Below are 26211 nucleotides of genomic sequence, written 5' to 3' on the forward strand. Positions count from 1 at the left end.
GAAGTGCGCGCGTAATGCATCGCGAGCCGACGGCGCGCGCGTGCGCGCAGCGTGGCGTGCGACGGTCGGCGCGGGCTGCCGCGCGCGGCGCACGCAACCCGCCGCGGCACTGGACGCATGCGGCCACGACGGTGCCGACGCGTGCCGCGCCGCGGCAGGCCGCCATCGTAGAAAGCCCCGCGCGCCGCGTCTTGGCCGGATTACGCACGTGAAATGACGATCTCCGCATATATCAGGGTAATCGACGATATGCCGAAATCGTCGCGGCCCGCGCACCGAACGCGCAAGACGTGCGCATTTTCGCTACCTAGACTTCGCTGCACAGTCACGAGACGACAACCGGTCGCCGCCGCGGCGCGCCGTCCGGTACGCCCGAACGGAAAGCCCGGCACGCCGATTCCGGCATAGCGGTCGACACTCGCGACATCCGGTGCGCGACGCGCGCGCGGCTTCCGGCCAGTCCGGCCGCCCGCGTCCCGCGCCCGCTGACCGCCGCAGGCCCGACGGCCGGCGGCGGCCCAACCACGCCATCAAGGGGAAGTGAAAGTGAAGCTGAAGGTATCGCACGTCGCGCTGGCTGCCGCCTGCGCATTGTCCGGCGCGCACGCCATCGCCGCCGACGTCGTCAAGATCGGTTTCGCCGCGCCGCTGACCGGCCCGCAGTCGAACTACGGCACCGACATGCAGAAAGGCGTGCAGCTCGCGATCGCCGACTTCAACGCGACCAATCCGACGATCGGCGGCAAGCCCGTCACGTTCCAGCTCGACTCGCAGGACGACCAGGCCGACCCGCGCACCGGCACGACGGTCGCGCAGCGCCTGATCGACAACAACGTGCGCGGCATCATCGGCCACTTCAACTCGGGCACGAGCATTCCGGCGTCGGATCTCTACGATCGCGCGGGCCTGCCGCAGATCTCGATGGCGACGTCGCCGCAATACACGGCGCGCGGCTACAAGACCACGTACCGGCTGCTGACGAGCGACGCGCAGGCGGGCCGCATCGTCGGGACGTACGCCGTGAAGAACCTGCACTTCAAGCGCATCGCGATCATCGACGACCGCACCGCATACGGCCAGGGCATCGCCGACGAATTCGCGAAGGCCGTGCAGGCCGCGGGCGGCACGATCGTGAAGCGCGACTTCACGAACGACAAGGCGCTCGATTTCTCCGCGATCCTGACGAACCTGAAGGGCATCAATCCGGACGCGGTGTTCTACGGCGGCGGCGACGCGCAATCGTCGCCGATGATCCGCAAGATGCGCCAGCTCGGGATGAAGTCGGCGTTCGTGACGGGCGAAATGTCGCGCTCGCCGACGTTCCTGAAGGTCGGCGGCGACGCGGCCGAAGGCGCGATCGTCTACATGGGCGGGCTGCCGAAGGAAAAGATGCCGGGCTTCGCCGGCTACGCGGCGCGCTACAAGGCACGCTTCAACGAAGACGTGATCACCTACTCGCCCTACTCGTACGACGGCACGATGGCGCTGCTGACCGCGATGAAGAACGCGAACTCGACCGATCCGAAGGTCTACACGCCGTATCTCGGCAAGGTGTCGATCAAGGGCGTGTCGGCCGATCGCATCGCGTACGACGCGAAAGGCGACCTGAAGGACGCGCCCGTCACGATCTATCGCGTCGAACACGGCGCGTTCAAGCCGGTCGACACGATCGCCGGCAACTGACGCAGGCGGACGCCATCCGTCGTCACGGCGCGCGCACGGCAGGCCCGTCGCGCGCCGCGCTCGCCCGGCGCGGCGCGGGCGCAGTCGAGGCCGCCCTCGAACCGCGCCGCCTCGCGCATTTCGCGCTCCTGTAGAATCCCCCACTCAGTTTGACGCATCGTCCCCGCCGCGCCCCATCCCGGTGCGGCGGCGCGTGTTCCGTGCTCTACCCGGCGCTCAGCACACCTTCCGACGACGCGGGCCGCGGCCGTGCGCCTGTTCACGCCAACAGCGGGCCCTGGAGACGCAGCACCGACAACTACATTCGAAAACCGATCGTCCTGACCATGCAAGCTTCCGAACTGAGCGGCGTGCCTCGCGCCGCCGAACGCGCGCTCACGCGCAGCGACTACAAAACCCTTGGCCTCGCCGCGCTCGGCGGCGCGCTCGAGTTCTACGACTTCATCATCTTCGTGTTCTTCGCGCCCGCGATCGGCCAGCTGTTCTTCCCGCACGACATTCCCGACTGGCTGCGCCAGTTGCAGACGTTCGGCATCTTCGCGGCCGGGTATCTCGCGCGTCCGCTCGGCGGCGTGATCATGGCGCACTTCGGCGACCTCGTCGGCCGCAAGCGGATGTTTACGCTCAGCGTGCTGCTGATGTCCGTGCCGACGCTGCTGATGGGCCTGCTGCCGACCTACGACACGATCGGCATCCTCGCGCCGGTGCTCCTGCTGCTGTTCCGCATCCTGCAGGGCGCGGCCGTCGGCGGCGAAGTGCCGGGCGCGTGGGTGTTCGTGTCCGAGCACGTGCCGTCGCGGCACATCGGCTATGCGTGCGGCACGCTGACCGCCGGGCTGACGGCCGGCATCCTGCTCGGCTCGCTCGTCGCCGCCGGCGTGAACAGCCGCTATTCGACCGCCGAAGTCGCCGCGTTCGCGTGGCGCATTCCGTTCCTGCTCGGCGGTGTATTCGGGCTGTTCTCCGTGTATCTGCGCCGCTGGCTGCACGAAACGCCGGTGTTCGCCGAGATGAAGGCGAAGAAGGCGCTTGCCGCCGAGATTCCGCTGAAGGCCGTGCTGCGCGATCACGGCCGCGCGGTGATCGTGTCGATGCTGCTCACGTGGATGCTGTCCGCGGCGATCGTCGTCGTGATCCTGATGACGCCCGCGCTGCTGCAGAAGCAGTTCCACCTGACGCCCGCGATCACGCTGTTCGCGAACAGCGTCGCGACGCTGTGCCTGACGGCCGGCTGCATCAGCGCCGGCTCGCTCGCCGGCTGGTTCGGCGCGAAGCGCGTGCTCGGCATCGGCGGCCTCGTGCTCGCCGCGTGCTACTACCTGCTGTTCGCACAGGTCGCCGCCGACGCGTCGACGCTGCCGCTGTACTACGGCATCGCGGGCTTCACGGTCGGCACGATCGGTGCCGTGCCGTTCGTGATGGTGAAGAGCTTCCCGCCGGTCGTGCGCTTCTCGGGCATCTCGTTCTCGTACAACGTCGCGTATGCGATCTTCGGCGGCCTGACGCCCGTGATCGTGTCGCTGATGATGAAGTGGAACCCGATGGCGCCGGTCGTGTATGTCGCGGCGATCTGCGTGCTCGGAGCGATCGCCGTGCAGTTCGCGAAGGATGCGAAGGACGTGACGGCCGCGCGCTGAGCGCGCCCAGGCGCCCGACGAACGAAGGGCCGAATTCCGCACGCGGCGGAATTCGGCCCTTTCGTCTTTGCGCCGCCGCAGCGGCGCAGCGGCGCGGTGGTGCGGTGGTGCGGCACGCAGCGCGCGGCACCCGGCGCCGCGCGAGCGGATCAGCGCAGCCCGCCGTACGACGAACTCGGCCGTCGCAAACCGTCGATGCTCGCGCCGCCCGCACCCGTCACGAACAGCAGCAGGAAGCCGCCCGCGATCGCGATGTTTTTCCAGAAGTGGATCACCATGTCGTGCTGAACCGCCGCATCGGTCGCGTCCCAGAAGTTGTGGCCGACCATTGCGGTCGCGACCGTGTAGATCGCCATCAGCAGCGCGAGCCGCTTCACGCGGTAGCCGACGATCAGCAGCAGACCGCCGAGCGCTTCGATCGCGACGACGATCGGCGCGACGAACTGCGGATACGGCACGTTCAGCCCGCGCAGATAGCCGACGAAATCGCCGTAACCGAGCAGCTTCATCACGCCGCCCCACAGAAACAACGCCGCCAGCGCCAGGCGCGCGAAAAAAATGACGCCGGAATCGACGGAACGCGTCATGCCTCTCTCCTCGTATGCAGTACGTCCGGTCGCGCGAGCGCGGCCGGGCCGCTCGGCACCGCGCGCTGCGGTGCGCGCGGCAAATGGGCCAGCATAGAGCGTCCGTGCGCGTCGTCCAAGAGTTGTAGCAAAACTTTACATGGCCGCGTGCAGCACGGCCCGCCGCGCGTGTTTAGCCGGCGTCGCTCAACAACACGCCTTTCTTGAACAGGAAGCAGCCGTAGCCGCGCAGTTCGCCGGTGACGATCACCGCGTACGCCTGCTGCGCACGTTCGTAGAACGCGAAGCGGTCGATGCCGGCGAGCGGCACCGCGCGCCCTTCCGCACGGTCGATCTCGGCCTGCACCTCGCGTTGCACCGGCGGCAGCGCGGCCGGATCGCCGACGACTTCCATGCGCCACGCGGGCGTCTCCACGAACGTGTCGAGCGGCAGCACGGACAGCACCGCGCGCACGACGCGCGCGGAATCGGCGCCGTCGATCCGCAGCGCGCGGCCGACGACCGTATGCTGTGCGACCGATTCGGCCGGAAAATTCGCATCGCAGATCGCCACTTCGTCGCCGTGGCCCATCGCGCGCAGCGTGTGGAGGATGTCGGCGTGCAGCAGCGGATCGAGGTTCTTCAGCATGTCGGGAGCTCCGGGAGCGGGAACGAACCGCATAACGTTACCCGATCCCGGCGCCCGCTGCGCATGCCGCGATGTGCGTTACGCCGCCGCAGCCGGCATTTCGTCGATGAAGCCCGTGATCGACTTCAGGCGGCCCGACGCATCGACGGTGCCGAAATCCGAGCCCTTCACGATCGCGGTACCGTCCGGCGCCTCGAGCGCCCATGAGAAGCGCAGGTGCTGGCCGAAACCGTCGACATCGGTGGTGCGGCGAAAGCGGTATGCCGGAAAGCGCTCCTGCACGGCCGCGATCATCGTGTCGATGCCCGCGTGACCGTCGCCGGCCATCAGCGGATCGCGATAGGCGGCATCGCTCGCGTACGTCGCGTCGATCAGCGCGCGGCGGCGCGCGACGTCGGGCTCGTTCCACGCATCGAAGTAGCGGTCGATCAGGTCGGTATGGACGGATTGGGCACTGGTGTTCATGCGAGACTCCTGGTCGGATGGATGGGAGACGATGCCGCGAACGTTTCGTGTCCGCGTGTCGCTATCGTCGCCGGCGTCGCGCGGGCCGTCGATTACGTGCGAGGTAAGCGATTCGCGATGCGCGCACACGGCACGCGACGAACGACGCGGCGCCCCGAAACGACAACGGGCGCCCGAAGGCGCCCGCATCGTTCGACCGAGATAGCCGCGCGTCAGGTCACCGGCGCCGGATTGAACAGCACGAGCGCATTCGCGAGCTTCCATTGCTCGGCCCACGTGCGGCGCTTGCCGCTCGCGACGTCGAGCATCATGTGGAACAGCTCCCAGCCGACGTCCTCGATCGTCGCCGCGCCGGTCGCGATGCGGCCCGCGTCGAGATCCATCAGGTCGTGCCAGCGGCGCGCGAGATCGCTGCGCGTCGCGACCTTGATCACCGGCACCTGCGCGAGCCCGTACGGCGTGCCGCGGCCCGTCGTGAACACGTGCAGGTTCATGCCGGCCGCGAGCTGCAGCGTGCCGCAGATGAAGTCGCTCGCGGGCGTCGCCGTGTAGAGCAGCCCCTTTTGCCGGGCACGCTCGCCCGGTCGCACGACGCCGGCGATCGGCGCGCTGCCCGATTTCACGATCGAGCCCATCGCCTTCTCGACGATATTCGACAGGCCGCCCTTCTTGTTGCCCGGCGTCGTGTTCGCGCTGCGGTCGACGCGGCCGCGCTGCAGATAGCGGTCGTACCAGTCCATCTCGCGGATGATCTCGCGCGCGACGTCCTCGTTCGCCGCGCGCGACGTCAGCTGCGCGACGCCGTCGCGCACTTCGGTCACTTCGGAGAACATGATCGTCGCACCCGCGCGCACGAGCAGGTCGGCCGCGAAGCCGACCGCCGGATTGGCCGTCAGCCCCGAGAACGCATCGCTGCCGCCGCACTGCACGCCGACGACGAGATCCGACGCCGGACACGTCTCGCGACGCCGGCGGTTCAGCCGCTCGAGATGCGATTCGGCCATCGTCATGATCGAATCGATCATCGACTGGAAGCCGACATGCGCGGCGTCCTGCAGACACACGACGCCGCCGTTGTCGGGCTCGCCCTCGGCCGCGACCACCGGGATCGCGCCCGGCGGCAGCAGGCGGTCCGGCTGCAGCTTCTCGCAGCCGAGGCTGACCGTCATCACCTCGCCGCCGAAGTTCGGATTCAGGCTGATGTTGCGCAGCGTGCGGATCGGGATGTCGGCATCGGGCGCGTCGATCGCGACGCCGCAGCCGTACGTGTGCTCGAGGCCGACGACGTCGTCGACGTTCGGATAGCGCGGCAGCAGTTCGGCCTTGATCCGCTTCACTGCATGCTCGACGACGCCTGCCACGCACTGCACCGTCGTCGTGATCGCGAGGATGTTGCGCGTGCCGACCGAGCCGTCCGGATTGCGGAAGCCCTCGAACGTGTAGCCTTCGAGCGGCGCCAGCGGCGGCGCGCGGCGCGTCGCGAGCGGCAGGTCGTCGAGGCCCGGCGGCTCCGGCATGCGCATCGTGCGCTCGTTGACCCAGCTGCCGCGCCGCAGGTCGGTCAGCGCGTAGCCGATCACGACGTTGTAGCGCACGATCGGATCGCCGGCCGCGAGATCGGTCAGCGCGACCTTGTGGCCCTGCGGGACGCCTTCGCGCAGCGTCAGCCCGTCGGCGAACGTCGCGCCCTCCGGCAGACCGCCGTCGTTGACGACGATCGCGACGTTGTCGTCCGGATGCACACGGATGTAGAGCGGGGATGCAGTCATCGGAATTCCTGAAAGCGGCAAGTCATATCGTTAGTCATCATACGACATTGAACACCGATCGCGCATAGTTCGTAAACCCTTATCCGGAAAGACCCTACTATTCCCCGGCGAGCAAACCGCTTGCGCCGCCTGTTCTTGCGTTGTACGATGACATACAACGACATCGCCACTATGGCTCGTATGCCGTTCCCGACGAACCCAGCACTCGCGCTAGACGGACGACCCAACCATGACCTCACCGCAAGAACTCAAACAGATCATTTCCCACGGCCTGCTGTCGTTTCCGCTGACGGACTTCGACGCCGACGGCAGCTTCCGCCCGACCACGTACGCCGAGCGTCTGGAATGGCTTGCGCCGTATGGCGCGAGCGCGCTGTTCGCCGCCGGCGGCACCGGCGAATTCTTCTCGCTCACGCAGCGCGAGTATTCGGACGTGATCCGCGTCGCGACCGAAACCTGCAAGGGCAAGGTGCCGATCCTCGCCGGCGCGGGCGGCGCGACGCGCGTCGCGATCGAATATGCGCAGGAAGCCGAGCGCCTCGGCGCGAGCGGCGTGCTGCTGATGCCGCACTATCTGACCGAAGCGAGCCAGGAAGGGATTGCCGAGCACGTCGAGCAGGTCTGCCGCGCGCTGAAGATCGGCGTCGTCGTGTACAACCGCGCGAATTCGAAGCTCAATGCGGACATGCTCGAACGCCTCGCCGATCGCTGCCCGAACCTGATCGGCTTCAAGGACGGCGTCGGCGACATCGAAAGCATGGTCACGATCCGCCGCCGCCTCGGCGAGCGCTTCGCGTATCTCGGCGGCCTGCCGACCGCCGAAGTCTATGCGGCCGCGTACAAGGCGCTCGGCGTGCCGGTGTATTCGTCGGCCGTGTTCAACTTCATCCCGAAGACGGCGATGACGTTCTACGAAGCGATCGCGAAGGACGATCACGCGACCGTCGGCCGCCTGATCGACGAGTTCTTCCTGCCGTATCTCAAGATCCGCAACCGCCGCGCGGGCTATGCGGTCAGCATCGTGAAGGCCGGCGCGAAGCTGGTCGGCCACGATGCGGGCCCGGTGCGCGCGCCGCTCGTCGATCTGACCGAAGAAGAAGTCGCGCAGCTCGATGTGCTGATCAAGAAGATGGGCCCGCAGTAAGAACGACGCGGCCGGCGGCGGCGCCATCGCGGCGCGGCGGCCGGCCCGCTCGCATCGACGATGCCGCGCGGCTCGACGAGCCGGCGCGGCCGTCACATCCGCCCGATGGCGCCGAGGATCCGGTAACGCGCGTCGCTCAGCTTGCGCTTCGCCTCCTCGATTCCCTTTTGTTCGGCCGGCGCGCGCCCGCGCGTGGTCGACGTCGCATCCAGAATCTGTTTCAGCACGTCGCGGTCGACGACCGCATCGAACAGCCGCCCGACCGTGAACTGCGCGTACTGCTTCGCGGTCGCGAGGTGCGCGTTCGCCTGCGTGAGCGCTTCGCCTCGCTGTGCGCCGTCGCGTGCGTCGATGCTGCGGCGGTGCTTCATCGCGAACACGACCGCCTGCATGTCGAGCCGGAAGCGGTCGACGACCGTGCCGAAAATCAGCGAGTGGGTATCGTGGCCCGAGAAGGGCCGGCCGCGATTGATCGTCAGGTCGAATTCGTTGCCGCCGAGTTCGCGCTGCATCGCGAACAGTTCGTCGGCCAGTACGCGCCCTTCGCTGTATTCGCCGATCTGCGTGCGGACGAGTTTGGCGACGTCGCCGATCGTTTTCGGCAGGCCGGTTGCGAACAGGTGGTCGCCGCGTTTGCTGATGTTCATGCGTTCGGGTCCCTCGTTGTTTTTGGGTGAGCTCTCAGGTTCGCCTTTGCGGTTTGGGGCCGGGAGGCTTCGGTAATGTAGAGGAAAGTGGGGGTGGGGGGAAGGTGGGTTGGGCGATCGGCTAAACCGCCGGCCCCTCAGGCGGCTCTTCCCGAATCGCAACAGCGATCGAGCTTCCGACGATTGCGATTATCCCGAGGACCGGCACGAGGTCTAACGTCTCGCCCCATACGACGAATCCGAAAAGCGTTGCCCAGATGATGCTTGTGTAGGTGTAAGGGGCGAGTGTCGCCGCGTTTTCGCGCCTCACTGCGACCGTAAAGAGAAGCTGGCCGGCAGTGGCGAATATCGCGAGCAGCGCCATGATGAACAGGTCCCTGAGTGTCGGTGTCCGCCACGCAAACAATAGGGAAATACCGGTCACGACGGTCCCGAAAGTGGTAAAGAAAAGCACGGTGAGGCTCGAGTCGTCGCTCACCTTGAGCCTGCGAATCTGAATCATCGAAAGCGCGCCGCACACAGCGCTCAACAGCAGCAGACACGGGCCGATGAAAGTCGACAAGCTACCGTGTGGACGGACAACCAGAATGACGCCGATAAAGCCGACGCACGCTGCGACTGCGTTCCGCGCGATCAAGCGCTCCCCGAGGAGCAACGGGGCAAGGATAACGACAAAGATCGCCTCCGAATAAACGATTGCGACGGCCTCGCTCAACGGCAGGTAAGGCAAGCCGGCGAAGAATAGTCCGGAAGCGCCGAGTAGCGTCAGCGCGCGCGTAGTCTGTCCGCGAAGATCGATATTCTTGACACGAGCGATCAACGGCTCGCCACGAAGACTGACGAGAACGGCCGGCACGATGCCGAACAGCATGCGGAAGAACGTTACTTCGTTTGCCGGATAACCGAGCGCCACGGCTTTGCCGAGTGCGTCGACGATCGCGAAACAGAACATCGATATGAGGATCAGCGCGATCGTTTGATACTGGGCGGTACGATTGGAGACCAGAAAGTTTGAGCGCATATACGCTTCCGGTAGCCGCGGGCAGTCATTGCAGGGTGGCTAGATTGTCAGCGATTCGTCAGTGACTGTCCAACGACCGATCGCGGCCGAAAGCTGCCGCCCTCGGAGGTATCCGGAATTCCGTGTGTGAGGCGGGTTGAGATTCAGATTCCAATGTTGAATCGTTCCGGGTAAAGCAGCGCGAACTGAGTCATGGCGCGCTTCCAAAAGTGGCCGCACGCCTTGATGATCTTCCGAAGCTGCATGTGCAGCGACTCGATCGCATTGGTCGTATAGACGTCCGCCGTGTCGATCAGGTTGACGCCACGTTCCACGGCCATCGCGACAAGCCGGGTGCCCTGATCGCGGTCCAAGCCTGCAATATCGCCCCAGATGCCTGAGCCAGCACCGAACGTCATTGCGCCGAGGCTCAACCGTGAAACGCGTAGACCAGTTCTGCCCAGCGCGCCGTATTCCATCGTGTACTCCTTGTATCAACGAGAACCTGGTGCTTCGGTAGAGTGGGACTCTGAGTCCACGCGTCGCTGCCGGCTCCGATCAGATTCGACGTGACACAAGCTCGCCGACAACAGTCTCCAGTTCGACGTGCCCGCGCAAGATTTCGTCAGAATTACTTTCGAAACGGATCCAGCCTTCGTTGAAGCCGTCCAGCATGCGCATGCGAGGTAGAGGATGCTTCATGCCCTGCGTGCGGAACAGCGCTTCCCACGTGTGCCGTTCGACGACTTCCGCGCGTACCTGACGATGCAACACACTGGCGAAAGCCGCTGCGAGATCGTTAGGACTTACCCGGCGTGGACCTTCAAGCTCGACGACGCGCACGCCGTACCAAGTTTGCCGAAGCAGGTCGGCGGCAACCTGGCCTACGTCCGCAGTGGCGACCATCGGCACCGGCTTGTCGAGCGGCTGCAGGTAACTGGCAATCACGCCATCGTCGCTTGCAGACGCAACATCCCATGCGGCGTTCTCCATGAACCAGCCTGGGCGCAGGAACGTCACGGGCATCGGCATATCGCGCAGCGCCTGCTCCATCAGCGTGCGTTGAGTGAGCAGGTTGACCTCGTCGGCCTGCGCGCCGATCGTCGAGAGGCAGACGACCTTACCGGGTCGCGCCTTCAGGAGTGCGGCGGACACAGCGTCAATCACTGTGCGCGCTTCGGGAAACCCGGGCTCCGGATCGAACTCCGAAGGCGGCAGGATGAAAACGCCGGTCGCGCCTTCGAATGCGGCGGCGAGCGACGAAGAGTCTTCCATGAAAGCCGTCGCGATTTCGCACCCTCGCTCTGCCCAAGCTTCTGCCCGTGTCGCATCGCGCACGACGGCGCGCACCGGCTGACCGGCAGCCAGCAGCTCGCGGGCCAGTGCACCGCCCACCTTGCCGGTGATTCCTGTGATTGCATACATTGCTCGTTCTCCGTGTGTGGTGATATCGGTTGATCCAGTGTTGGCGTGCCGACGGTCAATCGTTCAGACGCGACGCAAACCGTCGTAAAACGCCTGCTCGACGCCCGTATAGGTCCACGGCGCGCGCATCGTAGAAAGGTGCCTGCGCGTCGCGGCTTACAACGCCACCAAGCGTCGCAAGCGCCAGCAGGCTCGATGCTCCCTTCAGGAGACGGCGACGATCTGTTTGACCTGCCATTTTGGTTTCTTCCCGAATGAATGAATCGCGGCATTGCAGTGCTCGGCGATGGCGAAAAACCGGGCCGCGACCGGTTTGCGTCGATGTCCAACGAATGCGTCGGCGAGACGTATTCTGGACAAGCACCAAACGAAACAAAATGATATGGATGTCATCAGATAAGTGACAATGGATCATTAATTTGGCATGATCAACGGACCCCGCCAGCACTGCTGCGCGGCGCAGCGTTCGCCTTCACGCGGTCGATCGCGCTCCGCCAACCGTATTAACTTGAGCAACCATGAGATCCAGTAGCGAGAAACTTTCCGGCAGCATTAGCGTGTTCGCCGCCGTAGTGGATGCGGGGACCTTTGTGGGCGCTGCGGAGGTGATAGGAATGACGCCGCCGGGCGTCAGTCGCGCGATTGCGCGGCTGGAAAAGAGGTTGAACATCCGGCTCTTCAACCGGACAACGCGCTCTGTCTCCCTGACTGAAGAGGGCCGCCGCTTTTACGAGCAGGTCATGCCCCATCTGGCCGGCCTTGAGGAAGCGGCGGCCGCTGCGGCGGGTGGCGCGTCGGCTGTGCGTGGAAAGCTGAGAATCAATCTGGATCCTGTCGTCTACCGGACCGTTCTCGGGCAGCCACTCGATGCGTTCATGGACACACACCCGGAACTCGAAATCGAGTTCATCGCGCGGGACAGTCTTGGCGACCTCGTCATGGACGGCTTCGACCTCGCCGTTAGATTCGGCGAACCGAAAGCCTCTACCCTGATCGCGAGAAAGCTGCTCGACTCCCGCATCGTGACAGTTGCAGCACCGTCGTACGTTGCACGTTGGGGACGGCCGGCAAAACCCGAGGACCTGGAAGGTCGACACCACAGATGCCTCGAATTTCGAAACCCGGAGACTGGCAAGCCGTTCCAGTGGGAATTCCATCGCAAACGAAAACGCATTGTGGTGAACACTCAGGGACGACTCACGGTCAACGACCCGGGCGCTCTGCTTAACGCATGTCTCGCCGGTTCCGGGATTGCGCAGATGTTGCTGCTCGGTGCCGAGCCCCTGATTGCCGACGGGCGGTTGATCAATCTCTTTCCCGAATGGGTAGACGAACGGTATCCGTTATACGTCTACTACGCATCCCGGCACCACGTGCCGGCAAAGACCCGCGCTTTTCTGGACTTCGTGGTGGAACTGATGCGCAATCACTAACGCGCCGGCACGCGCTGCTGCTGTTACGGCGGACCGGCGAGGCAACATCGAATGGCCCGTTACGGATCCGTTGCGGTCTCCCATGATCAGATTGCGAACGTTCACTTTTGGTCGAAAGCCACCAGCGTCAACTCCCGAAACGCTAGCTGCGCCGGCTTTCCCCGGTCGCTCGCCAGATCGCGCGCAAACATCGGTTGTCCAACCTGTCCGTTTGCCCCGCATCACGCAGCCGCCCCTCTTCCAAAGTGCGCACCCCGAGGATGAACGCGGCGCCTCAACGACGGCGCCGCCCCCACCCATCACCGCCCTCCCAACCTCCGCGAGTCCTGCACAAAGTGCTCGACCGTCCCGTCTCCATACGCCCGCTCAACCTTCGAAATGACGACGTGATACCCGCCGTACCACTTGCGGAATTGTCGTTTCGCATCGAGATGCTGCGGCGCGGACGCAAATGCCTTCAGCGACGCTTCGTCACGCCAGTAGTAGCTGGCATTCACGAGCCGCCCGTCGGCCGATCGCCAGGATTCCGCGCCGACGAAGCCCGGCAAACTCGCCGCGATGCCATCGATGATGGCGCTCAGCCGGTGGAACTCCTCGTCGACTTCACCGGGCTTGTAGATGAACGCTGCGATGTACATCGAGGATTCTCCATACGTTGCGAGTACGACACGCCGTCTGCCGCTCAGACGGGGCGAGACATCACGGCCAGCCGAACGGCCAGCAGCACGAGCAACGCCGCCAATCCGCGAGACTGCAGTTTCGCCGCGCGCGCATGGCGGCCCAGAAAGCGGCGCACCGAACCGCCGACACTGCCGAGCAGCGTGTGAAACACCGTACTGATCGCCGTCAGCACACAACCGAGCACGATCAACTGGTGGCCCACCGCGCCTTTGCCGGGGTCCGCGAACTGCGGCAGAAAAACCATGAAGAACAGCAGCGCCTTCGGATTCAGCAGGCTGTTGAGCATCGCACGCACGAACACCGAGCGCAGCGTCGCCTGGGAAGCGGCGACCTGGCCCAGCTCACCCGGTCGACGCATAGCCTTGTAGGCCATCCACAGCAGATAAGCCGCACCGGCATAGCGGATCAGGTCGAACGACGGCGGCCAGGCGGCGACCATCGCCGTCACGCCGGTCGCCGTCAGCAGCGTGAGGATCAGGTCGGCGACGCCGATACCGAGCGCCGCAGCCGCGCCGCCGCCGAGCCCGTAGGCCATGCCGTGCGCCATCACGAACGCCATGTTCGGCCCCGGAGACAAAAGCAGCGCCATCACCGCGCCGGAGAAGATCAATAAGGTCGAGGTGTCGATCATGCTGGCGGCCGTTTGCGTGAGTGGAGGTCCCAGCGTAATCTCTGCAGGCGATACAAACAAAAAATTGTTCTAGATACATCGATGGCCGAACCTCGATACAAATCCATCGTCGACGATCTGGTCGGCCACATACGGGCAGGCACGCTGCCGCCCGGCACGCAGCTCCCCACGATCCGCGCACTGATGAAGCAGCACGGCGTCGCGCTGGCGACCGCGTCGCGCGTGTACGGCGAACTCGAAGCGATGGGGCTCGTAGTCGGCGAAGTGGGAAGAGGCACCTTCGTGCGCGATACGTCGTTGCCGCGCCGACTCGGGCTCGAGCAAAATCCGGCGTGCTCCGGAACGATCGATCTGACCTTCAACTATCCGTCGCTGCCCGGGCAGGTCGAGTTGCTCCGCACGGGGTTGCGCACACTCGCCGCGTCGGGCGATCTCGATGCACTGCTGCATTCCGCGCCGCAAGGCGGACGCAGGCACGAACGGCAAACCGTCGCCAAACATTTACGCAATCGCGACATCCGCGTGCCCGGCGAACAGGTGCTGATCGTCAACGGCGCGCAGCAGGGGCTCGCCGTGACAGTCATGGCGCTACTGCAGCCCGGCGACATTCTGGCCATCGACGCGCTGACCTACCCCGGCATGAAAGCGCTGGCGCAACTGCACCGGCTCGACCTCGCGCCGCTGCCGTCATGCGTGGGCGGCGGCCCGGATCTGGATCGGCTCGACGCACTCTGCCGGCGACGCCCCGTGCGCGCACTCTATACGATGCCCACGCTGCACAATCCGCTCGGCTGGGTGATGAGCGAACCGGACCGGATTCGCCTCGCCGAACTCGCCGAACGTCACGACTTTCTCGTCATCGAGGACGGCGCCTACGCGTTCCTCGCCGAGCCCGCGCCGAAGCCGGTTTTCACGTATGCGCCCGAGCGGACGGTCTACGTATCGGGGCTGTCGAAAAGCGTCGCATCGGGATTGAGGGTGGGCTTCGTTGCGGCGCCGGCGCGCCTGATACCGCCACTCGAGCGCGCGATCCGCGTATCGACATGGAACACGCCGTCGCTCACCGTTGCACTGGCGTGCCAGTGGATCGAAAGCGGGATGGTCGACACGCTCGAGGAGCGAAAGCGCAAAGATGCGCGGCGCAGACAGTCGCTCGCGCGCCGCATCCTGCGCGGCGGCGCAATCGTCGCGCACCCGAACTCCTACTACGTGTGGCTCGAATTGCCCGACGACCTGCGCGCCGATCGCGTCGCGGCCGATCTCGAACGTGACGGTGTACTCGTGACCACGGCCGAGCCGTTCTCGACCACGCCGAATACGCGTCATGCCCTTCGCTTGGCGCTCGGTTCGCTGTCGCTGGATGCGCTCGGCGATGCTTTGCACAAGGTTCGCCGAGCCGTGATCGGCTGAAACGGTTCGCGGAATCGGATGATCGGCGACGCGTCGTACAGTTTGCGAACGTGCCGTTGTCGCTGGGAAATCGGCTGGCCGCCAATCGCCGTACGGCCAACGACGGCCACCCCGCCGAACTCGCGCAACGCGCCGCTCTCGACGATAAAAAAGCGGAACCGACCGCCGGGCCGATTCCGCCTCCTCATTTCCCGCCGTCATTCCAGCGGCCGACCGCCCACCGAAACGACGCGTTCAGCACATCACTCCGCCTTCCCGTCCCGCAGCCGCGGAATCGAAAGCGGATTGTCCTGCTGCAGCGCTTCGGGCAACAGATCGTCCGGGAAGTCCTGATAGCACACCGGCCGCAGGAAGCGGTCGATCGCGGTCGCGCCGACCGACGTGAACGCCGCGTTCGACGTCGCCGGGAACGGGCCGCCGTGCACCATCGCGTCGCACACCTCGACGCCGGTCGGGAAACCGTTCACGAGCAGACGACCGGCCTTGCGTTCGAGGATCGGCAGCAGACGGCGCGCGAGCGGCTTGTCGTCGGCGTCCATCTGCAGCGTGGCCGTGAGCTGGCCTTCGAGCGCGTCGAGCACGCGCGCGACCTCGTCGAAGTCGCGGCAACGCACGATCAGCGACGACGGCCCGAACACCTCGTGACCGAACGCCGGCTCGGACAGGAATGCCTGCGCGCCGACTTCGTACAGCGCGCCGCCCGCCTGGCATTCGGTCTGCGCCGGTTCGCCCGCGCCGATCTCGCGCACGCCCGGCAGTTCGGCGAGCGTGCCGCGGCCGTTGCGATACGCGTCCGCGATGCCGCGCGTCAGCATCACGCCGGCCGGCTTCTTCGCGAGCGCCTGCGCGGCGGCCGCCTCGAAGCGGTCGAGCTCGGGGCCGTCGATCGCGAGCACGAGGCCCGGGTTCGTACAGAACTGGCCGACGCCGAGCGTCAGCGATTCGACGAAGCCGGTCGCGATCGTGTCGCCGCGTGCGGCAAGCGCGGCCGGGAACAGCACGACGGGGTTGATGCTGCTCATTTCCGCGTAGACGGGAATCGGCTGCGGCCGCGCGTTCGCGAGCTGCACGAGCGCCATGCCGCCTTGCCGCGAGCCGGTGAAGCCGACCGCCTGAATCGCCGGATGGTTGACGAGCGCCGTGCCGACCACGCGGCCCGGCCCGACCAGCAGCGAAAACACGCCGGCCGGCATCCCGCACTTCTCGACCGCCGCGCGGATCGCGCGGCCGACGAGCTCCGACGTGCCGAGGTGTGCCTCGTGCCCCTTCACGATCACCGGGCAGCCGGCCGCCAGCGCCGACGCGGTGTCGCCGCCCGCGACCGAAAACGCGAGCGGGAAATTGCTCGCGCCGAACACCGCGACGGGGCCGAGCGGAATCTTCTGCAGCCGCAGGTCCGAGCGCGGCAGCGGCGTGCGCGTCGGCTGCGCGGGATCGATCGACGCGGCGAGAAAGCGGCCGTCGCGCACGACGCGCGCAAACAGACGAAGCTGGCCGACGGTGCGCGCGCGTTCGCCCTGCAGCCGCGCGGCAGGCAGCCCCGTTTCCGCGTGGGCGCGCTCGATCAGCGCGTCGCCGAGCGCGACGATCTCGTCGGCGATCGCCTCGAGAAACGCCGCGCGCGCCGCGAGCGGCTGCGCGCGATAGGCGTCGAACGCGCCGCGCGCGAGTTCGCACGCGCGATCGACGTCGGCCTGCGTCGCGATGCCGAAGGCCGGCACATCGATCGGCGCGTCCTTCGACGGGTCGAATGCGTACAAGGTGCCGGCCGAGCCGGTCACCGCGTCGGCGCCGATCAGCATCTCTCCTGTCAGTTGCATGGGTGTGCTCCGTGGGTTCGGTGGGATCGAACATTGTAGCGCAACAGATACGATGTCTGCCGACGTAGGCGTGCTTTCCTTGTCGTCCGAAGCCGGCCTGCGAAAGGCGGGCCGCACGCGATCGCATGACGCGCACCACGGAGATACGATGACTAGCAGTCGGATAACCAAGGGGAAACCCGAACTTTGCACGCCAGCATGCGGCCCCTACACTGCTCACCATGTCATATGACGACGTACATTTAAAGTGACGAATCAGACTCGCTCTCGCGACCTCCCGATCGACCTCGCGCGCACCGAACGCCGAACCGCGGTGCGCTACTGGATCCTGGCGATGCTGTTCGTCGTCACGACGCTGAACTATGCGGACCGCGCGACGCTGTCGATCACCGGCACGCCGATCCGCCAGGCGTTCGGCATCGATCCGGTGACGATGGGCTATATCTTCTCCGCGTTCAGCTGGGCGTACGTGCTCGCGCAATTGCCGAGCGGCTGGCTGCTCGACCGGTTCGGCGCGCGGCGCGTGTATGCGGCAAGCATCTTCCTGTGGTCGGCGTTCACGCTGCTGCAGAGCACGATCGGCCTCGGCGGCAGCGCGGCATTCGCCGTCGTCGCGCTGTTCGCGATGCGCTTCGCGGTCGGCATCGCGGAGGCGCCCGCGTTTCCGGCGAACGCGAAGGTCGTCGCGAGCTGGTTCCCGACCGCCGAGCGCGGCACCGCGTCGGCAATCTTCAACGCCGCGCAGTATTTCGCGGCGGTCGTGTTCTCGCCGCTGATGGCGTGGCTCACGCACGCGTACGGCTGGCATCATGTCTATCTGTGGCTCGGCCTCGCCGGCATCGCGCTCGCGCTGCTGTGGCTGCGCGTCGTGAAGGACCCGGCCGACCATCCGGCCGTGAACCGCGCGGAGCTCGAGCATATCGAGCAGGGCGGCGGCGTCGTACGCGCGGCCGCGCGCCGCGACGGCACGCGCACCGAGGGCTCGCGCGTCGCCGGCTGGTACTACGTGCGCCAGCTGCTGTCGAACCGGATGCTGATCGGCGTCTATATCGGTCAGTACTGCGTGAACGTGCTGACCTACTTCTTCCTCACGTGGTTTCCGATCTACCTCGTGCAGGCACGCGGGATGTCGCTGCTGAAGGCCGGCTTCATGACGTCGCTGCCGGCGATCTGCGGCTTCCTCGGCGGCGTGCTCGGCGGGATGCTGTCGGACGCGCTGATCCGCCGCGGCGTGTCGCTGACGCTCGCGCGCAAGATCCCGATCGTCGGCGGGATGCTGCTGTCGATGGCGATCATCGGCTGCAACTACGTCGACAGCGAAGCGCTCGTGATCGTGCTGATGGCCGTGTCGTTCTTCGGCAAGGGGATCGGCTCGCTCGGCTGGGCGGTGGTCGCGGATACCGCGCCGAAAGAGGCGATCGGCCTGTCGGGCAGCCTGTTCAACATGTTCGGCAACACGGCCGGCATCGTGGCACCGATCGCGATCGGCTACCTCGTCGGCGCGAGCGGCTCGTTCAACGGCGCGCTCGTGTTCGTCGGCCTGAACGCGCTCGTCACCGTGTTCAGCTATCTCGTGATCGTGAAGGACATCCGGCGCGTCGAGTTGCGCCATCGGGCGGCCTGAGCGCGCGTCGCGTCAGGCGGCGGGCCGACCGGCGCTTAGCCATCGCTCGGCCGTCTCCCGTACGCCACCGCATCGCCCGCCCTGCACCGCGACGCTTACTTCGCAGGTAATGCCCGCCGCGCACCGGATTGCTTATCATCCGGTGCATGAACCCGACCGCCGCCCTCCACTCGATCCCCCCGTCCGCCGGCCGTGCGTCCGGCGTCGGCCCGCTGCTGCGCACGTGGCGCCAACGGCGACGTCTGAGCCAGATGGCGCTCGCGCTCGAAGCCGACGTGTCCGCGCGCCATCTGAGCTTCGTCGAATCGGGCCGCGCGCAGCCGAGCCGCGAGATGGTGCTGCATCTGGCCGAGCGTCTCGACGTGCCGCTGCGCGAACGCAACGCGCTGCTCGTCGCGGCCGGCTACGCGCCGCTGTTTCGCGAACGGCCGTTCTCCGATCCGCAGCTCGACGCCGCACGCCATGCGGTCGAAGCGGTGCTGCGCGGTCACGAGCCGTATCCGGCGCTCGCGGTCGATCGTCACTGGACGCTGCTGGCCGCGAACCGCATGCTCGGCGCGCTGGTCGCGCAGGCCGATCCGGCATTGCTGCAGCCGCCCGTCAATGTCCTGCGGCTGAGTCTTCATCCGGATGGTCTCGCGTCGCAGATCGTCAATTGGCAGGAATGGCGCGCGCACATCCTGCATCGCCTGCAACGGCAGATCGACGCGAGCGGCGATCGCACGCTGCATACGCTGCGCGACGAACTCGCCGCGTATCCGGCACCGCCGGGTGCGCCCGACGACACGCACACGTGCACCGACTATGCGGATATCGCGGTGCCGCTGCGCCTGCGCACCGCGGCCGGCGAACTGACGTTCTTCAGCACGACGACCGTGTTCGGTACGCCGGTCGACGTGACGCTGTCGGAACTGGCAATCGAGGCGTTTTTCCCGGCGAACGCGCAGACGGCCGACGCGATGCGCACACTGGCCGACGCCCTCCCCGCGACCTGACGCGCGCGCGACGGCGTCGATCGTGTCGTCACGTATAGAGCGACGCCTGCGGCAGCGTGCCCGTCAGCGCGAACCGGCCGACGTCCCGCAGCCGATAGTCGAGCGGATCGTGCAGCGTATGCGTACGCGCGTTGCGCCAGAAGCGGTCGAGCGCGAGCGACGCGCCCGTCGCGCGGGCGCCGCATGCGTCGAACAACGCTTCGCCGTTCGCGAGCGCCGCACGCTGCGCGACGATCTTCGCTTCCGATACGGCGAGCGCGACTTCCGCACGCGCATCGGCACTCAGCGTGTCGTGCTGCACCCATGCATGCTGCAGCGCACGTGCCGCGCGGTCGGCAAGCGATGCCGCAGCCACTGCCTGCACGCGCATGTCGCCGAAACGCTGCAGCGTATACGGATCGTCGCTCGCATGCGCGACGTCCGCGTGAATCCACGGCCGCCCATGCTGCCGCACGTAATCGCGTGCGGCCTCGAGCGCGCCTTCGGCGAGCCCAACGAACAGGTTCGTCAGCACGAGCTGCGACACCAGCGTGCGCAGCGTCGCACGCGGCGTCGGCGGCGACTCGGAGCGGTGCAGCACTTCGTCGGGCGCGAGCGTCACCGCGTCGAAACGCACGCTGCCGCTGTCGGTCTGACGCTGGCCGATCGGATCCCAATCGTCGTTGACTGTGATGCCGTCGCGATCGGTCGGCACGACGCCGAACACGGTGCGCCCGGTGTCGCGATCGTGCGCGGACACCGTCATGCGCTGCGAGCCGCGCGTGCCCGAGCAAAACCCCTTCACGCCGTCGAGCCGGTAGCCGCCGTCGGGCGTCGCGGTCGCGACGAGCCGCGTGTCGAGCGGATTGACGGCATTGCCCCACCACCAGCGATGCTCGACCGTGCCGCGCAGATAGCGTTCGCGCTGCGCGGCGTTGCCCCACACGTCGATGCTGACGACCTGCAGGCACTGGAACCCGACCAGATGCGCGAGCGCGCTGTCGACGCGCGCGATCTGCCGAATCGCATCGTAGATCGCGGGCCACTCGGCGCCGCGCCCGCCGAATGCGCGCGGCACCGCGAGCGTCAGCAAGCCGGCGTCGGCGAGCCACTGCTTCTCGCGCGCCGCATGCCCGCCCGCGCGGTCGCGTACGGCCGCCGTGTCGCGCAACGCGTCGATCGTGCGTGCGAGCGCATCGCGGTCGATCGCGGACGAATCGTCGTCGCGCGCAAGCGTCGCCGGGCCGCGTGGATCGTTCATGCGACGACTTCCCGATCGTGTTCCTGACCGACGCTATCGCGCGACAACGGCACGAGCGCGTCGAGACGACGGCCCGTCAGCCGCGACAGCATTTCGCGCCGCCAGTCGTCGTAGATCGCGCGGTAGTCGGCGATATCGGCGCCGAACACGTGCGCGGTGTGCGCGTATTCGTCGTGCAGATAGCCGTCGAGGCGCGCCTGCATCTGCTCGTCGGCCGCGATCACGCGATCGATCAGCGCATCGCGCTCCGCCGCAGGCAGCGCGGCCAGCGTCGCGAACCACCAGTTGACGATCTGTACGCGATGCCATTCCTCGTCCGGCCGGATCCGGTTCTCGCCGTGCTCGCGCATCGCGCCGTCCGCGATGCGGCCGGTCTTGCGCTGAATCCACAGCTTCGCGAGGATGTGCAGCTCGTAATGCCATTCGAAGGCGAGAAAGCCGGCGAGGTCGCGCACCGCGAGATCGCCGATGCGCGCCCAGTGCGCGGCGACGAGCCGGTCGACGTCCGGCAGCGGATCGCGACCGGTCAGCTCGGTCACGCGTTCGCGGCCGAGCGCTGCATGCGCGCCGTCGTCGCCGAGCTGGCGCGACAGGATCAGCTGAAAGTGCGGATCGTCGCGAAACAGCGTATCGATCGCCTTCGCGACGACCTGCACGATGACCAGGTCGTGCGACGCCATCTTCGTGTAGTAGTCGGCGACGGCGGCCACTTCGTCCGCCGTGCGCGGTTCGCGCGGCGCCGCCGCGAGCTTGTCCGGGAAGTCGGGACGATGACGTCGCGCGACGTCGACGAATAGCGCTTCCTCGAATTGTCCGTTCCATTCGCGCGGTGCGCCGATGGGCAAAGTCATGATGATTCGGTCTCTCAGGATCGTTGATGAAGCGGGCAGGCGCGCGCGGCGCCGTTCAAGCGCGCCGGGTCACGCGTCGGACCAGGCGGTCGCCCGTGAATTGCACGGCCGAGACGAGCGCGATCAGGATCACGATCACGGTCGCCATCACGGCGGTGTCGAAACGCTGGTAGCCGTAGCGGATCGCGAGATCGCCGAGCCCGCCCGCGCCGACGGCGCCGGCCATCGCGGTCGAACCGATCAACGCGACGACGGTGATCGTGAAGCCGCCGAGCATGCCGGGCAGCGCTTCGGGCAACAGCACGTGCCACACGATGTGACGCCGCTTCGCGCCCATCGCGAGCGCGGCTTCGATGAGCCCGCGATCGACTTCGCGCAGGCTCACTTCGGCGATCCGCGCGAAGAACGGAATCGCGGCGATCGACAGCGGTACGACGGCCGCCCACACGCCGATCGTCGTGCCGATCAGCACGCGCGTAAACGGCAGCAGCGCAACCAGCAGGATGATGAACGGCGTCGAGCGGAACACGTTTACGAGCGCGCCGAGTACGGCGTTGACGCCGCGCCGTTCGTAGATGCCGCCGGGCGCGGTCGTCACGAGGATCACCGCGAGCGGAATGCCGAGCAGCGCGGCGATCGCGGCCGACGCGGCGACCATCGACAGCGTGTCGCGGATCGCGTCGAGCAGTTCGGGCCACCACAGTTCAAACATAGCCGAGCACCTCCGCGTGATTCGCATGCCGGCGCGCGCGTTCGAGCAGCGCGGCGACCGCGCCGGCGTGTGCCGTCGACGGGCCGGCGTCGTCCGCACGCGGCGTCGCGGCGATCACGAGACGCCCCTGCGCATGGCCCTGGATGCGTTCGATGCCGCCGTGCAGGAACCGCACGGAACCGCCGAGCGCCGCCGCGAGCGCGCCGACGTCGGGCTCGCCGCCGCTCTCGCCCGTATAGCGGACGTCGAGCACGATCTGCGCGCCGTCGGGCAGCGCGGCCTCGTCGTGCAGCGGCTGCACGCGCGCCGCGAGCTCGGCCGGCAGGTCGTGCACGAGCGTGCTGAGCAGCGCGCGCGTCGCGCCGTGCCGCGGATCGCCGAACACGCGCCACACGGGGCCCGTCTCCACGACTTCGCCCTGCTCGATCACCGCGACCGTGTCGCACACCGCGCGGATCACTTCCATTTCATGCGTGATCAGCACGATCGTCAGCCCGAGGCGGCGGTTGATGTCCGCCAGCAGCGCGAGAATCGACTGCGTGGTTTCGGGATCGAGCGCCGACGTCGCTTCGTCGCACAGCAGCACCTCGGGGTCGTGCACCAGCGCGCGCGCAATGCCGACGCGCTGCTTCTGGCCGCCCGACAGGCTCGCCGGATAGGCGTCGCGCTTCGCGGCAAGCCCGACCAGTTCGAGCAGCGCTTCGGCCTTGCGCGTGCGCTCGGCCTTCGGCACGCCGGCGATCTTCAGCGGCAGCGCGACGTTCTCGAATACCGTCTTCGCGGACAGCAGGTTGAAGTGCTGAAACACCATCCCGGTCCGGCGGCGCAGCGCGACGAGGCCGTCCTCGTCGAGCGTGCCGACGTCGACGCCCTGCACGCGCACGCGCCCCGAACTCGGGCGCTCGAGCCCGTTCATCAGCCGCAGCAGCGTCGATTTGCCGGCGCCGCTGCGGCCGATGATGCCGAACACCTCGCCGCGCCGCACGTCGAGCGTCACGTCACGCAGCGCGGCGGCCTGCCCGCGCGGCGAGGCAAATACCTTGCCGACGTGCTCGAGCGAGACGGCCGCGCCGCTCGTCGCCTCAGCCGACTGCACGCGCGCCTGGGCGTGCGCGCCGGCCTGCGCGGCCGCTGCATCGATGAATCCCAGCGTATCGAACCAATGCGTCATCGCTTGCTCCCGTAATCGTCATGCATGCGCGGATTCGCGCGCGGCGGCCGGCCGGTGCTGCGCGCCCGTATGCCACGCCGGCAGCCGCGCGCCCGCGCCGAACAGCTTTTCGCGCAGCGTCGGCGCGGGATCGTAGTCTTCCTTGTAGACGCCGCGGTTCTGCAGCTCGGGCACGACCCAGTCGACGAAATCCTCGAACGATTCAGGCATCACCGTGCGCGTCAGGTTGAAGCCGTCGATGCCGGTCTCGTCGATCCACGACTGCAGCTCGTCGGCGACCTGCGACGGCGAACCGACGATCGGCGCATAGCGGCCGCCGAGCGACATCTGCTCGAGCATGCGGCGCACGGTCCACGCGCCGCTCGTGCTCTTGCGCGAGATCGCGTCGACGGCCGACTGGATCGAGTCGGTCTTCACATACGAGATCGGCTCGTCGAGGCCGTACTTCGCGAAGTCGATGCCGGTCGAGCTCGCGAAATGCGCGAGTCCCGCTTCCGGGCTCGCATAGCGCCGGTACTCGTCGAACTTCTCGCGCGCGAGCCGTTCGGTCTCGGCCGTGACGACGCTCACGCCCGCGAAGATGCGGATCGATGCCGGATCGCGGCCCTGCCGCGCGGCCGCCGCGCGGATGTCGAGCGCCGCCGCGCGCGCCGCGGCCTTGCTCTGGCCGTTGACGAACACGCACTCCGCATGACGGCCTGCGAACTCGACGCCGCGCGCGGACGATCCGGCCTGATAGAGCACCGGCGTGCGCTGCGGCGACGGCTCGCTCAGGTGGATCGCATCGATCGAATAGAACGGCCCGTCGTGCTTCACGCGCCGCACCTTGTCGGGCCGCGCGAACACGCGTGCGCGCGCGTCGCGGATCACCGCGTCGTCGTCCCAGCTCTGCTCCCACAACTTGTAGACGACGTCCATATAGTCGTCCGCGCGCTCGTAGCGGTCGTCGTGGCCGATCTGTCGCGCCAGCCCCATCCCGCGCGCGGCGCTGTCGAGATAACCGGTCACGATGTTCCAGCCGATGCGGCCTTTGGTCAGATGATCGAGCGTCGACATCCGGCGCGCGAACAGATACGGCGGCTCGTACGTGAGATTCGAGGTCACGCCGAAGCCGAGATGCCGCGTGACCTGCGCCATCGCCGGCACGAGCAGCAGCGGATCGTTGACCGGCACCTGCACCGATTCGCGCAGCGCGACCTCGGGGCCGCCGCCGAACACGTCGTACACGCCGACGATGTCCGCGAGAAAGATGCCGTCGAACTTGCCGCGCTCGAGCGTCTTCGCGAGATCGGTCCAGTAGTCCAGATCGGTGTAATGCGCGGAGCGGTCGCGCGGATGCGTCCACAGCCCGTGATTGATGTGCCCGACGCAGTTCATGTTGAACGCGTTGAGCAGGATCTTCTTGCGATTCGCCATATGCGCCTCCGTCACCATGCGACCGCGTACAGCGAGCCGAACGCGTTATCGAGCGCCTTGCGCACCGCCGGCGAATGCTGGTAGATCGCGATGAACTTGCGGATGCGCGGATCGTTGACGCTGTCGGGGCGCACGACCCACTGAATCGCGAAGTTCTTGTTCTCGGTGCCGTCGAACAGCAGCGCGCTGTTCGGGTCCGTCGTGCCGGCAAGCTTGATGAAGCTCGGATAGCCCTGCGCGAGATCGACGTCGTCGAGCGAACGCGCGAGCTGCGACGCCTCGAGCTGCACGATCTTCAGATGCTTCGGGTTCGCGACGATGTCGCGCGTGGTCGCGCGATAGTCGACGCCCGGTTTCAGCGTGATGAGCCCCGCGCGCTGCAGCAGCAGCAAGCCGCGGCCGCCGTTGACCGGATCGTTCGCGATCGCGACCTTCGCGCCGTCCTTGAGCTCGCCGAAGCTTTTCACCTTCTTCGAATAGAGGCCGATCTTCATGATCGTGCCGGGCGCGATCGCGACGAAGTCGTAGCCGCCCTGCTTCTTCGCGTTCTCGAGAAACGGGATGTGCTGGAAGTAGTTGACGTCGATGTCCTTGTTCGCGAGTGCCGCGTTCGGCGTATTCCAGTCGGTGAATTCGATGATCTTCACGTCGAGACCCTGCGCCTTCGCCTCCTTCGCGGCGACCTTCAGCGCATCGATCTGCGGACTCGTCGCGATGCCGACCTTCAGCGGCGCGGAATCGGCGTGCGCGCCGTTCGGCAGCGCGATGCCGAGCGACGCGGCGAACAGCGCAGTCGCGAACAGCCGGGCGGTGCGCGCGACCCGCGCAGCGACGAAGCGGACGGACAAAACGGCATGCGGCATGGGAACCACTCTCCTGTGCAACGAGGAATCGACGAATGCGCGACGCCGCGGCGAACGCGCAGGCGTTCTCCGGACAGTCGCGGTATCGGAAAAGGATCAGCCGATGATAGAGAGCGGCACGGGGGCGGTCTACGAAGCGATTGTGCGAAGAAAATCGCATCCGGCGATATGGCGCGCGAACCGGCGTGCGGCGCGGGCGGCGGCGCACCTGGCCGAAATCTCGGCCTGCCGCCGGCGCGTTTTCCGAAATCTCGGAACGGCCCGTCGAGGCGGCTTTCTTCAGACGACACTAACGTCTTTTAAATCAATGCGTTATGTGCGCATCGCGAGACGCAATCCTGGCACGGCCGTTGCGTAATAGAGCGCACACGATGCCGCG

General features: G+C 66.9%; 24 protein-coding genes and 2 pseudogenes. 8 read left to right on the forward strand and 18 right to left on the reverse strand.

The features are described from left to right. Positions 1-546: 546 nt before the first annotated feature. Both NP80_RS12010 and NP80_RS12015 read left to right on the forward strand, forming a co-directional pair. A complete protein-coding gene (locus NP80_RS12010) occupies positions 547-1683 on the forward strand; it encodes a branched-chain amino acid ABC transporter substrate-binding protein (protein ID WP_006406882.1) in 1137 nt (378 codons plus the stop codon). A 326-nt stretch (positions 1684-2009) separates the two neighbouring features. Further along, positions 2010-3320 carry an MFS transporter gene (locus NP80_RS12015; RefSeq protein ID WP_035947486.1) on the forward strand — a complete coding sequence of 437 codons (1311 nt, stop codon included), beginning with the start codon at positions 2010-2012 and terminating at the stop codon, positions 3318-3320. A 149-nt stretch (positions 3321-3469) separates the two neighbouring features. Here NP80_RS12015 and NP80_RS12020 read toward each other — a convergent pair whose 3' ends face one another. The 4 genes from NP80_RS12020 to garD form a co-directional block, all read right to left on the reverse strand. Beyond that, positions 3470-3907 (reverse strand): DoxX family protein, encoded by a 438-nt coding sequence (locus NP80_RS12020; protein WP_006410925.1) that lies wholly within the window; start codon positions 3905-3907, stop codon positions 3470-3472. A gap of 172 nt (positions 3908-4079) precedes the next feature. Next, a complete protein-coding gene (locus tag NP80_RS12025; RefSeq protein WP_006410921.1) occupies positions 4080-4535 on the reverse strand; it encodes an RbsD/FucU family protein in 456 nt (151 codons plus the stop codon). A gap of 78 nt (positions 4536-4613) precedes the next feature. Then, positions 4614-5000, reverse strand: coding sequence for a nuclear transport factor 2 family protein (locus tag NP80_RS12030; RefSeq protein ID WP_006406878.1), 387 nt, complete (start codon positions 4998-5000; stop codon positions 4614-4616). 212 nt (positions 5001-5212) lie between these two features. Next, positions 5213-6769, reverse strand: coding sequence for a galactarate dehydratase (gene garD / locus NP80_RS12035; protein WP_006406877.1), 1557 nt, complete (start codon positions 6767-6769; stop codon positions 5213-5215). 229 nt (positions 6770-6998) lie between these two features. Between garD and kdgD the strand changes: the two genes are divergently transcribed. Next, the gene (gene kdgD / locus NP80_RS12040) at positions 6999-7913 is read left to right on the forward strand and encodes a 5-dehydro-4-deoxyglucarate dehydratase (protein WP_006397225.1); all 915 of its coding nucleotides are present in this window, start codon (positions 6999-7001) and stop codon (positions 7911-7913) included. Positions 7914-8005: 92 nt separating this feature from the next. Here the strand turns inward: kdgD and NP80_RS12045 are convergent, their stop codons facing one another. The 5 genes and pseudogenes from NP80_RS12045 to NP80_RS12060 all read right to left on the reverse strand — a co-directional run bounded on the left by NP80_RS12045 (position 8006) and on the right by NP80_RS12060 (position 10985). Then, a complete protein-coding gene (locus tag NP80_RS12045; protein ID WP_006410915.1) occupies positions 8006-8560 on the reverse strand; it encodes a hypothetical protein in 555 nt (184 codons plus the stop codon). Between the two features lie 121 nt (positions 8561-8681). Continuing rightward, on the reverse strand, positions 8682-9581 hold the full coding sequence (locus tag NP80_RS12050) for a DMT family transporter (protein ID WP_006406875.1): 900 nt from the start codon (positions 9579-9581) through the stop codon (positions 8682-8684). A gap of 143 nt (positions 9582-9724) precedes the next feature. Then, positions 9725-9859 (reverse strand): annotated as a pseudogene (locus NP80_RS31525) (IS256 family transposase); the annotation flags it as partial. Then, a pseudogene (locus tag NP80_RS31905) lies at positions 9860-10039 on the reverse strand (aldo/keto reductase); the annotation flags it as partial. 79 nt (positions 10040-10118) lie between these two features. After that, entirely contained in the window at positions 10119-10985 is an 867-nt protein-coding gene (locus NP80_RS12060; protein ID WP_006410919.1) for an NmrA family NAD(P)-binding protein, read from the reverse strand. A gap of 518 nt (positions 10986-11503) precedes the next feature. Here NP80_RS12060 and NP80_RS12065 point away from each other — a divergent pair. Beyond that, the gene (locus tag NP80_RS12065) at positions 11504-12418 is read left to right on the forward strand and encodes a LysR family transcriptional regulator (RefSeq protein WP_006410912.1); all 915 of its coding nucleotides are present in this window, start codon (positions 11504-11506) and stop codon (positions 12416-12418) included. Positions 12419-12717: 299 nt separating this feature from the next. Here NP80_RS12065 and NP80_RS12070 read toward each other — a convergent pair whose 3' ends face one another. Next, entirely contained in the window at positions 12718-13056 is a 339-nt protein-coding gene (locus tag NP80_RS12070; RefSeq protein WP_006410924.1) for an antibiotic biosynthesis monooxygenase family protein, read from the reverse strand. 44 nt (positions 13057-13100) lie between these two features. Next, positions 13101-13730 (reverse strand): LysE family translocator, encoded by a 630-nt coding sequence (locus NP80_RS12075; RefSeq protein ID WP_035947483.1) that lies wholly within the window; start codon positions 13728-13730, stop codon positions 13101-13103. A gap of 81 nt (positions 13731-13811) precedes the next feature. Between NP80_RS12075 and NP80_RS12080 the strand changes: the two genes are divergently transcribed. After that, positions 13812-15140, forward strand: a complete 1329-nt coding sequence (locus NP80_RS12080; protein WP_006410933.1) for an aminotransferase-like domain-containing protein — start codon at positions 13812-13814, stop codon at positions 15138-15140. Positions 15141-15382: 242 nt separating this feature from the next. On the opposite strand, the gene NP80_RS12085 is transcribed toward NP80_RS12080, so the two are convergent. Continuing rightward, positions 15383-16960, reverse strand: a complete 1578-nt coding sequence (locus NP80_RS12085; RefSeq protein ID WP_006410932.1) for an aldehyde dehydrogenase (NADP(+)) — start codon at positions 16958-16960, stop codon at positions 15383-15385. Positions 16961-17207: 247 nt separating this feature from the next. Here NP80_RS12085 and NP80_RS12090 point away from each other — a divergent pair, with 247 nt between their 5' ends. Together NP80_RS12090 and NP80_RS12095 are read left to right on the forward strand one after the other, a co-directional pair. Further along, the gene (locus tag NP80_RS12090; RefSeq protein WP_006410929.1) at positions 17208-18584 is read left to right on the forward strand and encodes an MFS transporter; all 1377 of its coding nucleotides are present in this window, start codon (positions 17208-17210) and stop codon (positions 18582-18584) included. Positions 18585-18730: 146 nt separating this feature from the next. Then, entirely contained in the window at positions 18731-19579 is an 849-nt protein-coding gene (locus NP80_RS12095; RefSeq protein ID WP_035947481.1) for a helix-turn-helix domain-containing protein, read from the forward strand. Positions 19580-19607: 28 nt separating this feature from the next. On the opposite strand, the gene NP80_RS12100 is transcribed toward NP80_RS12095, so the two are convergent. The 6 genes from NP80_RS12100 to NP80_RS12125 are packed head-to-tail and all read right to left on the reverse strand — an operon-like array spanning position 19608 to position 25832. Continuing rightward, positions 19608-20819 (reverse strand): acyl-CoA dehydrogenase family protein, encoded by a 1212-nt coding sequence (locus NP80_RS12100; protein ID WP_006410926.1) that lies wholly within the window; start codon positions 20817-20819, stop codon positions 19608-19610. Beyond that, on the reverse strand, positions 20816-21670 hold the full coding sequence (locus NP80_RS12105; RefSeq protein WP_006410913.1) for a hypothetical protein: 855 nt from the start codon (positions 21668-21670) through the stop codon (positions 20816-20818). Before NP80_RS12105 ends, NP80_RS12100 begins: the two co-directional genes overlap by 4 nt. Before the next feature lie 55 nt (positions 21671-21725). Further along, on the reverse strand, positions 21726-22382 hold the full coding sequence (locus NP80_RS12110; protein ID WP_006410928.1) for a methionine ABC transporter permease: 657 nt from the start codon (positions 22380-22382) through the stop codon (positions 21726-21728). Further along, positions 22375-23553 carry a methionine ABC transporter ATP-binding protein gene (locus NP80_RS12115; RefSeq protein WP_006410930.1) on the reverse strand — a complete coding sequence of 393 codons (1179 nt, stop codon included), beginning with the start codon at positions 23551-23553 and terminating at the stop codon, positions 22375-22377. Before NP80_RS12115 ends, NP80_RS12110 begins: the two co-directional genes overlap by 8 nt. Before the next feature lie 18 nt (positions 23554-23571). Further along, positions 23572-24969, reverse strand: coding sequence for an LLM class flavin-dependent oxidoreductase (locus tag NP80_RS12120; RefSeq protein WP_006410931.1), 1398 nt, complete (start codon positions 24967-24969; stop codon positions 23572-23574). An 11-nt stretch (positions 24970-24980) separates the two neighbouring features. After that, complete coding sequence (locus tag NP80_RS12125; RefSeq protein WP_006410923.1) at positions 24981-25832, reverse strand: MetQ/NlpA family ABC transporter substrate-binding protein; 852 nt, start codon at positions 25830-25832, stop codon at positions 24981-24983. Here NP80_RS12125 and NP80_RS31765 point away from each other — a divergent pair. After that, the gene (locus NP80_RS31765; protein ID WP_157160125.1) at positions 25831-26190 is read left to right on the forward strand and encodes a hypothetical protein; all 360 of its coding nucleotides are present in this window, start codon (positions 25831-25833) and stop codon (positions 26188-26190) included. The genes NP80_RS12125 and NP80_RS31765 overlap by 2 nt on opposite strands. Positions 26191-26211: the final 21 nt, after the last annotated feature.

Origin of the sequence: Burkholderia multivorans ATCC BAA-247 (assembly GCF_000959525.1) — a bacterium.
GTDB classification, from domain to species: Bacteria; Pseudomonadota; Gammaproteobacteria; order Burkholderiales; family Burkholderiaceae; genus Burkholderia; species Burkholderia multivorans.

What these genes read in the sequence shown, in the direction of transcription:
- NP80_RS12030 (WP_006406878.1), bottom strand. Translation starts at nt 5,000, where the DNA reads ATGAACACCAGTGCCCAATCCGTCCATACCGACCTGATCGACCGCTAC.
- NP80_RS31765 (WP_157160125.1), top strand. Translation starts at nt 25,831, where the DNA reads ATGGGAACCACTCTCCTGTGCAACGAGGAATCGACGAATGCGCGACGC.
- NP80_RS12070 (WP_006410924.1), bottom strand. Translation starts at nt 13,056, where the DNA reads ATGTACATCGCAGCGTTCATCTACAAGCCCGGTGAAGTCGACGAGGAG.
- NP80_RS12125 (WP_006410923.1), bottom strand. Translation starts at nt 25,832, where the DNA reads ATGCCGCATGCCGTTTTGTCCGTCCGCTTCGTCGCTGCGCGGGTCGCG.
- garD (WP_006406877.1), bottom strand. Translation starts at nt 6,769, where the DNA reads ATGACTGCATCCCCGCTCTACATCCGTGTGCATCCGGACGACAACGTC.
- NP80_RS12110 (WP_006410928.1), bottom strand. Translation starts at nt 22,382, where the DNA reads ATGTTTGAACTGTGGTGGCCCGAACTGCTCGACGCGATCCGCGACACG.
- kdgD (WP_006397225.1), top strand. Translation starts at nt 6,999, where the DNA reads ATGACCTCACCGCAAGAACTCAAACAGATCATTTCCCACGGCCTGCTG.
- NP80_RS12120 (WP_006410931.1), bottom strand. Translation starts at nt 24,969, where the DNA reads ATGGCGAATCGCAAGAAGATCCTGCTCAACGCGTTCAACATGAACTGC.
- NP80_RS12050 (WP_006406875.1), bottom strand. Translation starts at nt 9,581, where the DNA reads ATGCGCTCAAACTTTCTGGTCTCCAATCGTACCGCCCAGTATCAAACG.
- NP80_RS12060 (WP_006410919.1), bottom strand. Translation starts at nt 10,985, where the DNA reads ATGTATGCAATCACAGGAATCACCGGCAAGGTGGGCGGTGCACTGGCC.
- NP80_RS12075 (WP_035947483.1), bottom strand. Translation starts at nt 13,730, where the DNA reads ATGATCGACACCTCGACCTTATTGATCTTCTCCGGCGCGGTGATGGCG.
- NP80_RS12085 (WP_006410932.1), bottom strand. Translation starts at nt 16,960, where the DNA reads ATGCAACTGACAGGAGAGATGCTGATCGGCGCCGACGCGGTGACCGGC.
- NP80_RS12025 (WP_006410921.1), bottom strand. Translation starts at nt 4,535, where the DNA reads ATGCTGAAGAACCTCGATCCGCTGCTGCACGCCGACATCCTCCACACG.
- NP80_RS12020 (WP_006410925.1), bottom strand. Translation starts at nt 3,907, where the DNA reads ATGACGCGTTCCGTCGATTCCGGCGTCATTTTTTTCGCGCGCCTGGCG.
- NP80_RS12095 (WP_035947481.1), top strand. Translation starts at nt 18,731, where the DNA reads ATGAACCCGACCGCCGCCCTCCACTCGATCCCCCCGTCCGCCGGCCGT.
- NP80_RS12015 (WP_035947486.1), top strand. Translation starts at nt 2,010, where the DNA reads ATGCAAGCTTCCGAACTGAGCGGCGTGCCTCGCGCCGCCGAACGCGCG.
- NP80_RS12105 (WP_006410913.1), bottom strand. Translation starts at nt 21,670, where the DNA reads ATGACTTTGCCCATCGGCGCACCGCGCGAATGGAACGGACAATTCGAG.
- NP80_RS12115 (WP_006410930.1), bottom strand. Translation starts at nt 23,553, where the DNA reads ATGACGCATTGGTTCGATACGCTGGGATTCATCGATGCAGCGGCCGCG.
- NP80_RS12065 (WP_006410912.1), top strand. Translation starts at nt 11,504, where the DNA reads ATGAGATCCAGTAGCGAGAAACTTTCCGGCAGCATTAGCGTGTTCGCC.
- NP80_RS12080 (WP_006410933.1), top strand. Translation starts at nt 13,812, where the DNA reads ATGGCCGAACCTCGATACAAATCCATCGTCGACGATCTGGTCGGCCAC.
- NP80_RS12045 (WP_006410915.1), bottom strand. Translation starts at nt 8,560, where the DNA reads ATGAACATCAGCAAACGCGGCGACCACCTGTTCGCAACCGGCCTGCCG.
- NP80_RS12100 (WP_006410926.1), bottom strand. Translation starts at nt 20,819, where the DNA reads ATGAACGATCCACGCGGCCCGGCGACGCTTGCGCGCGACGACGATTCG.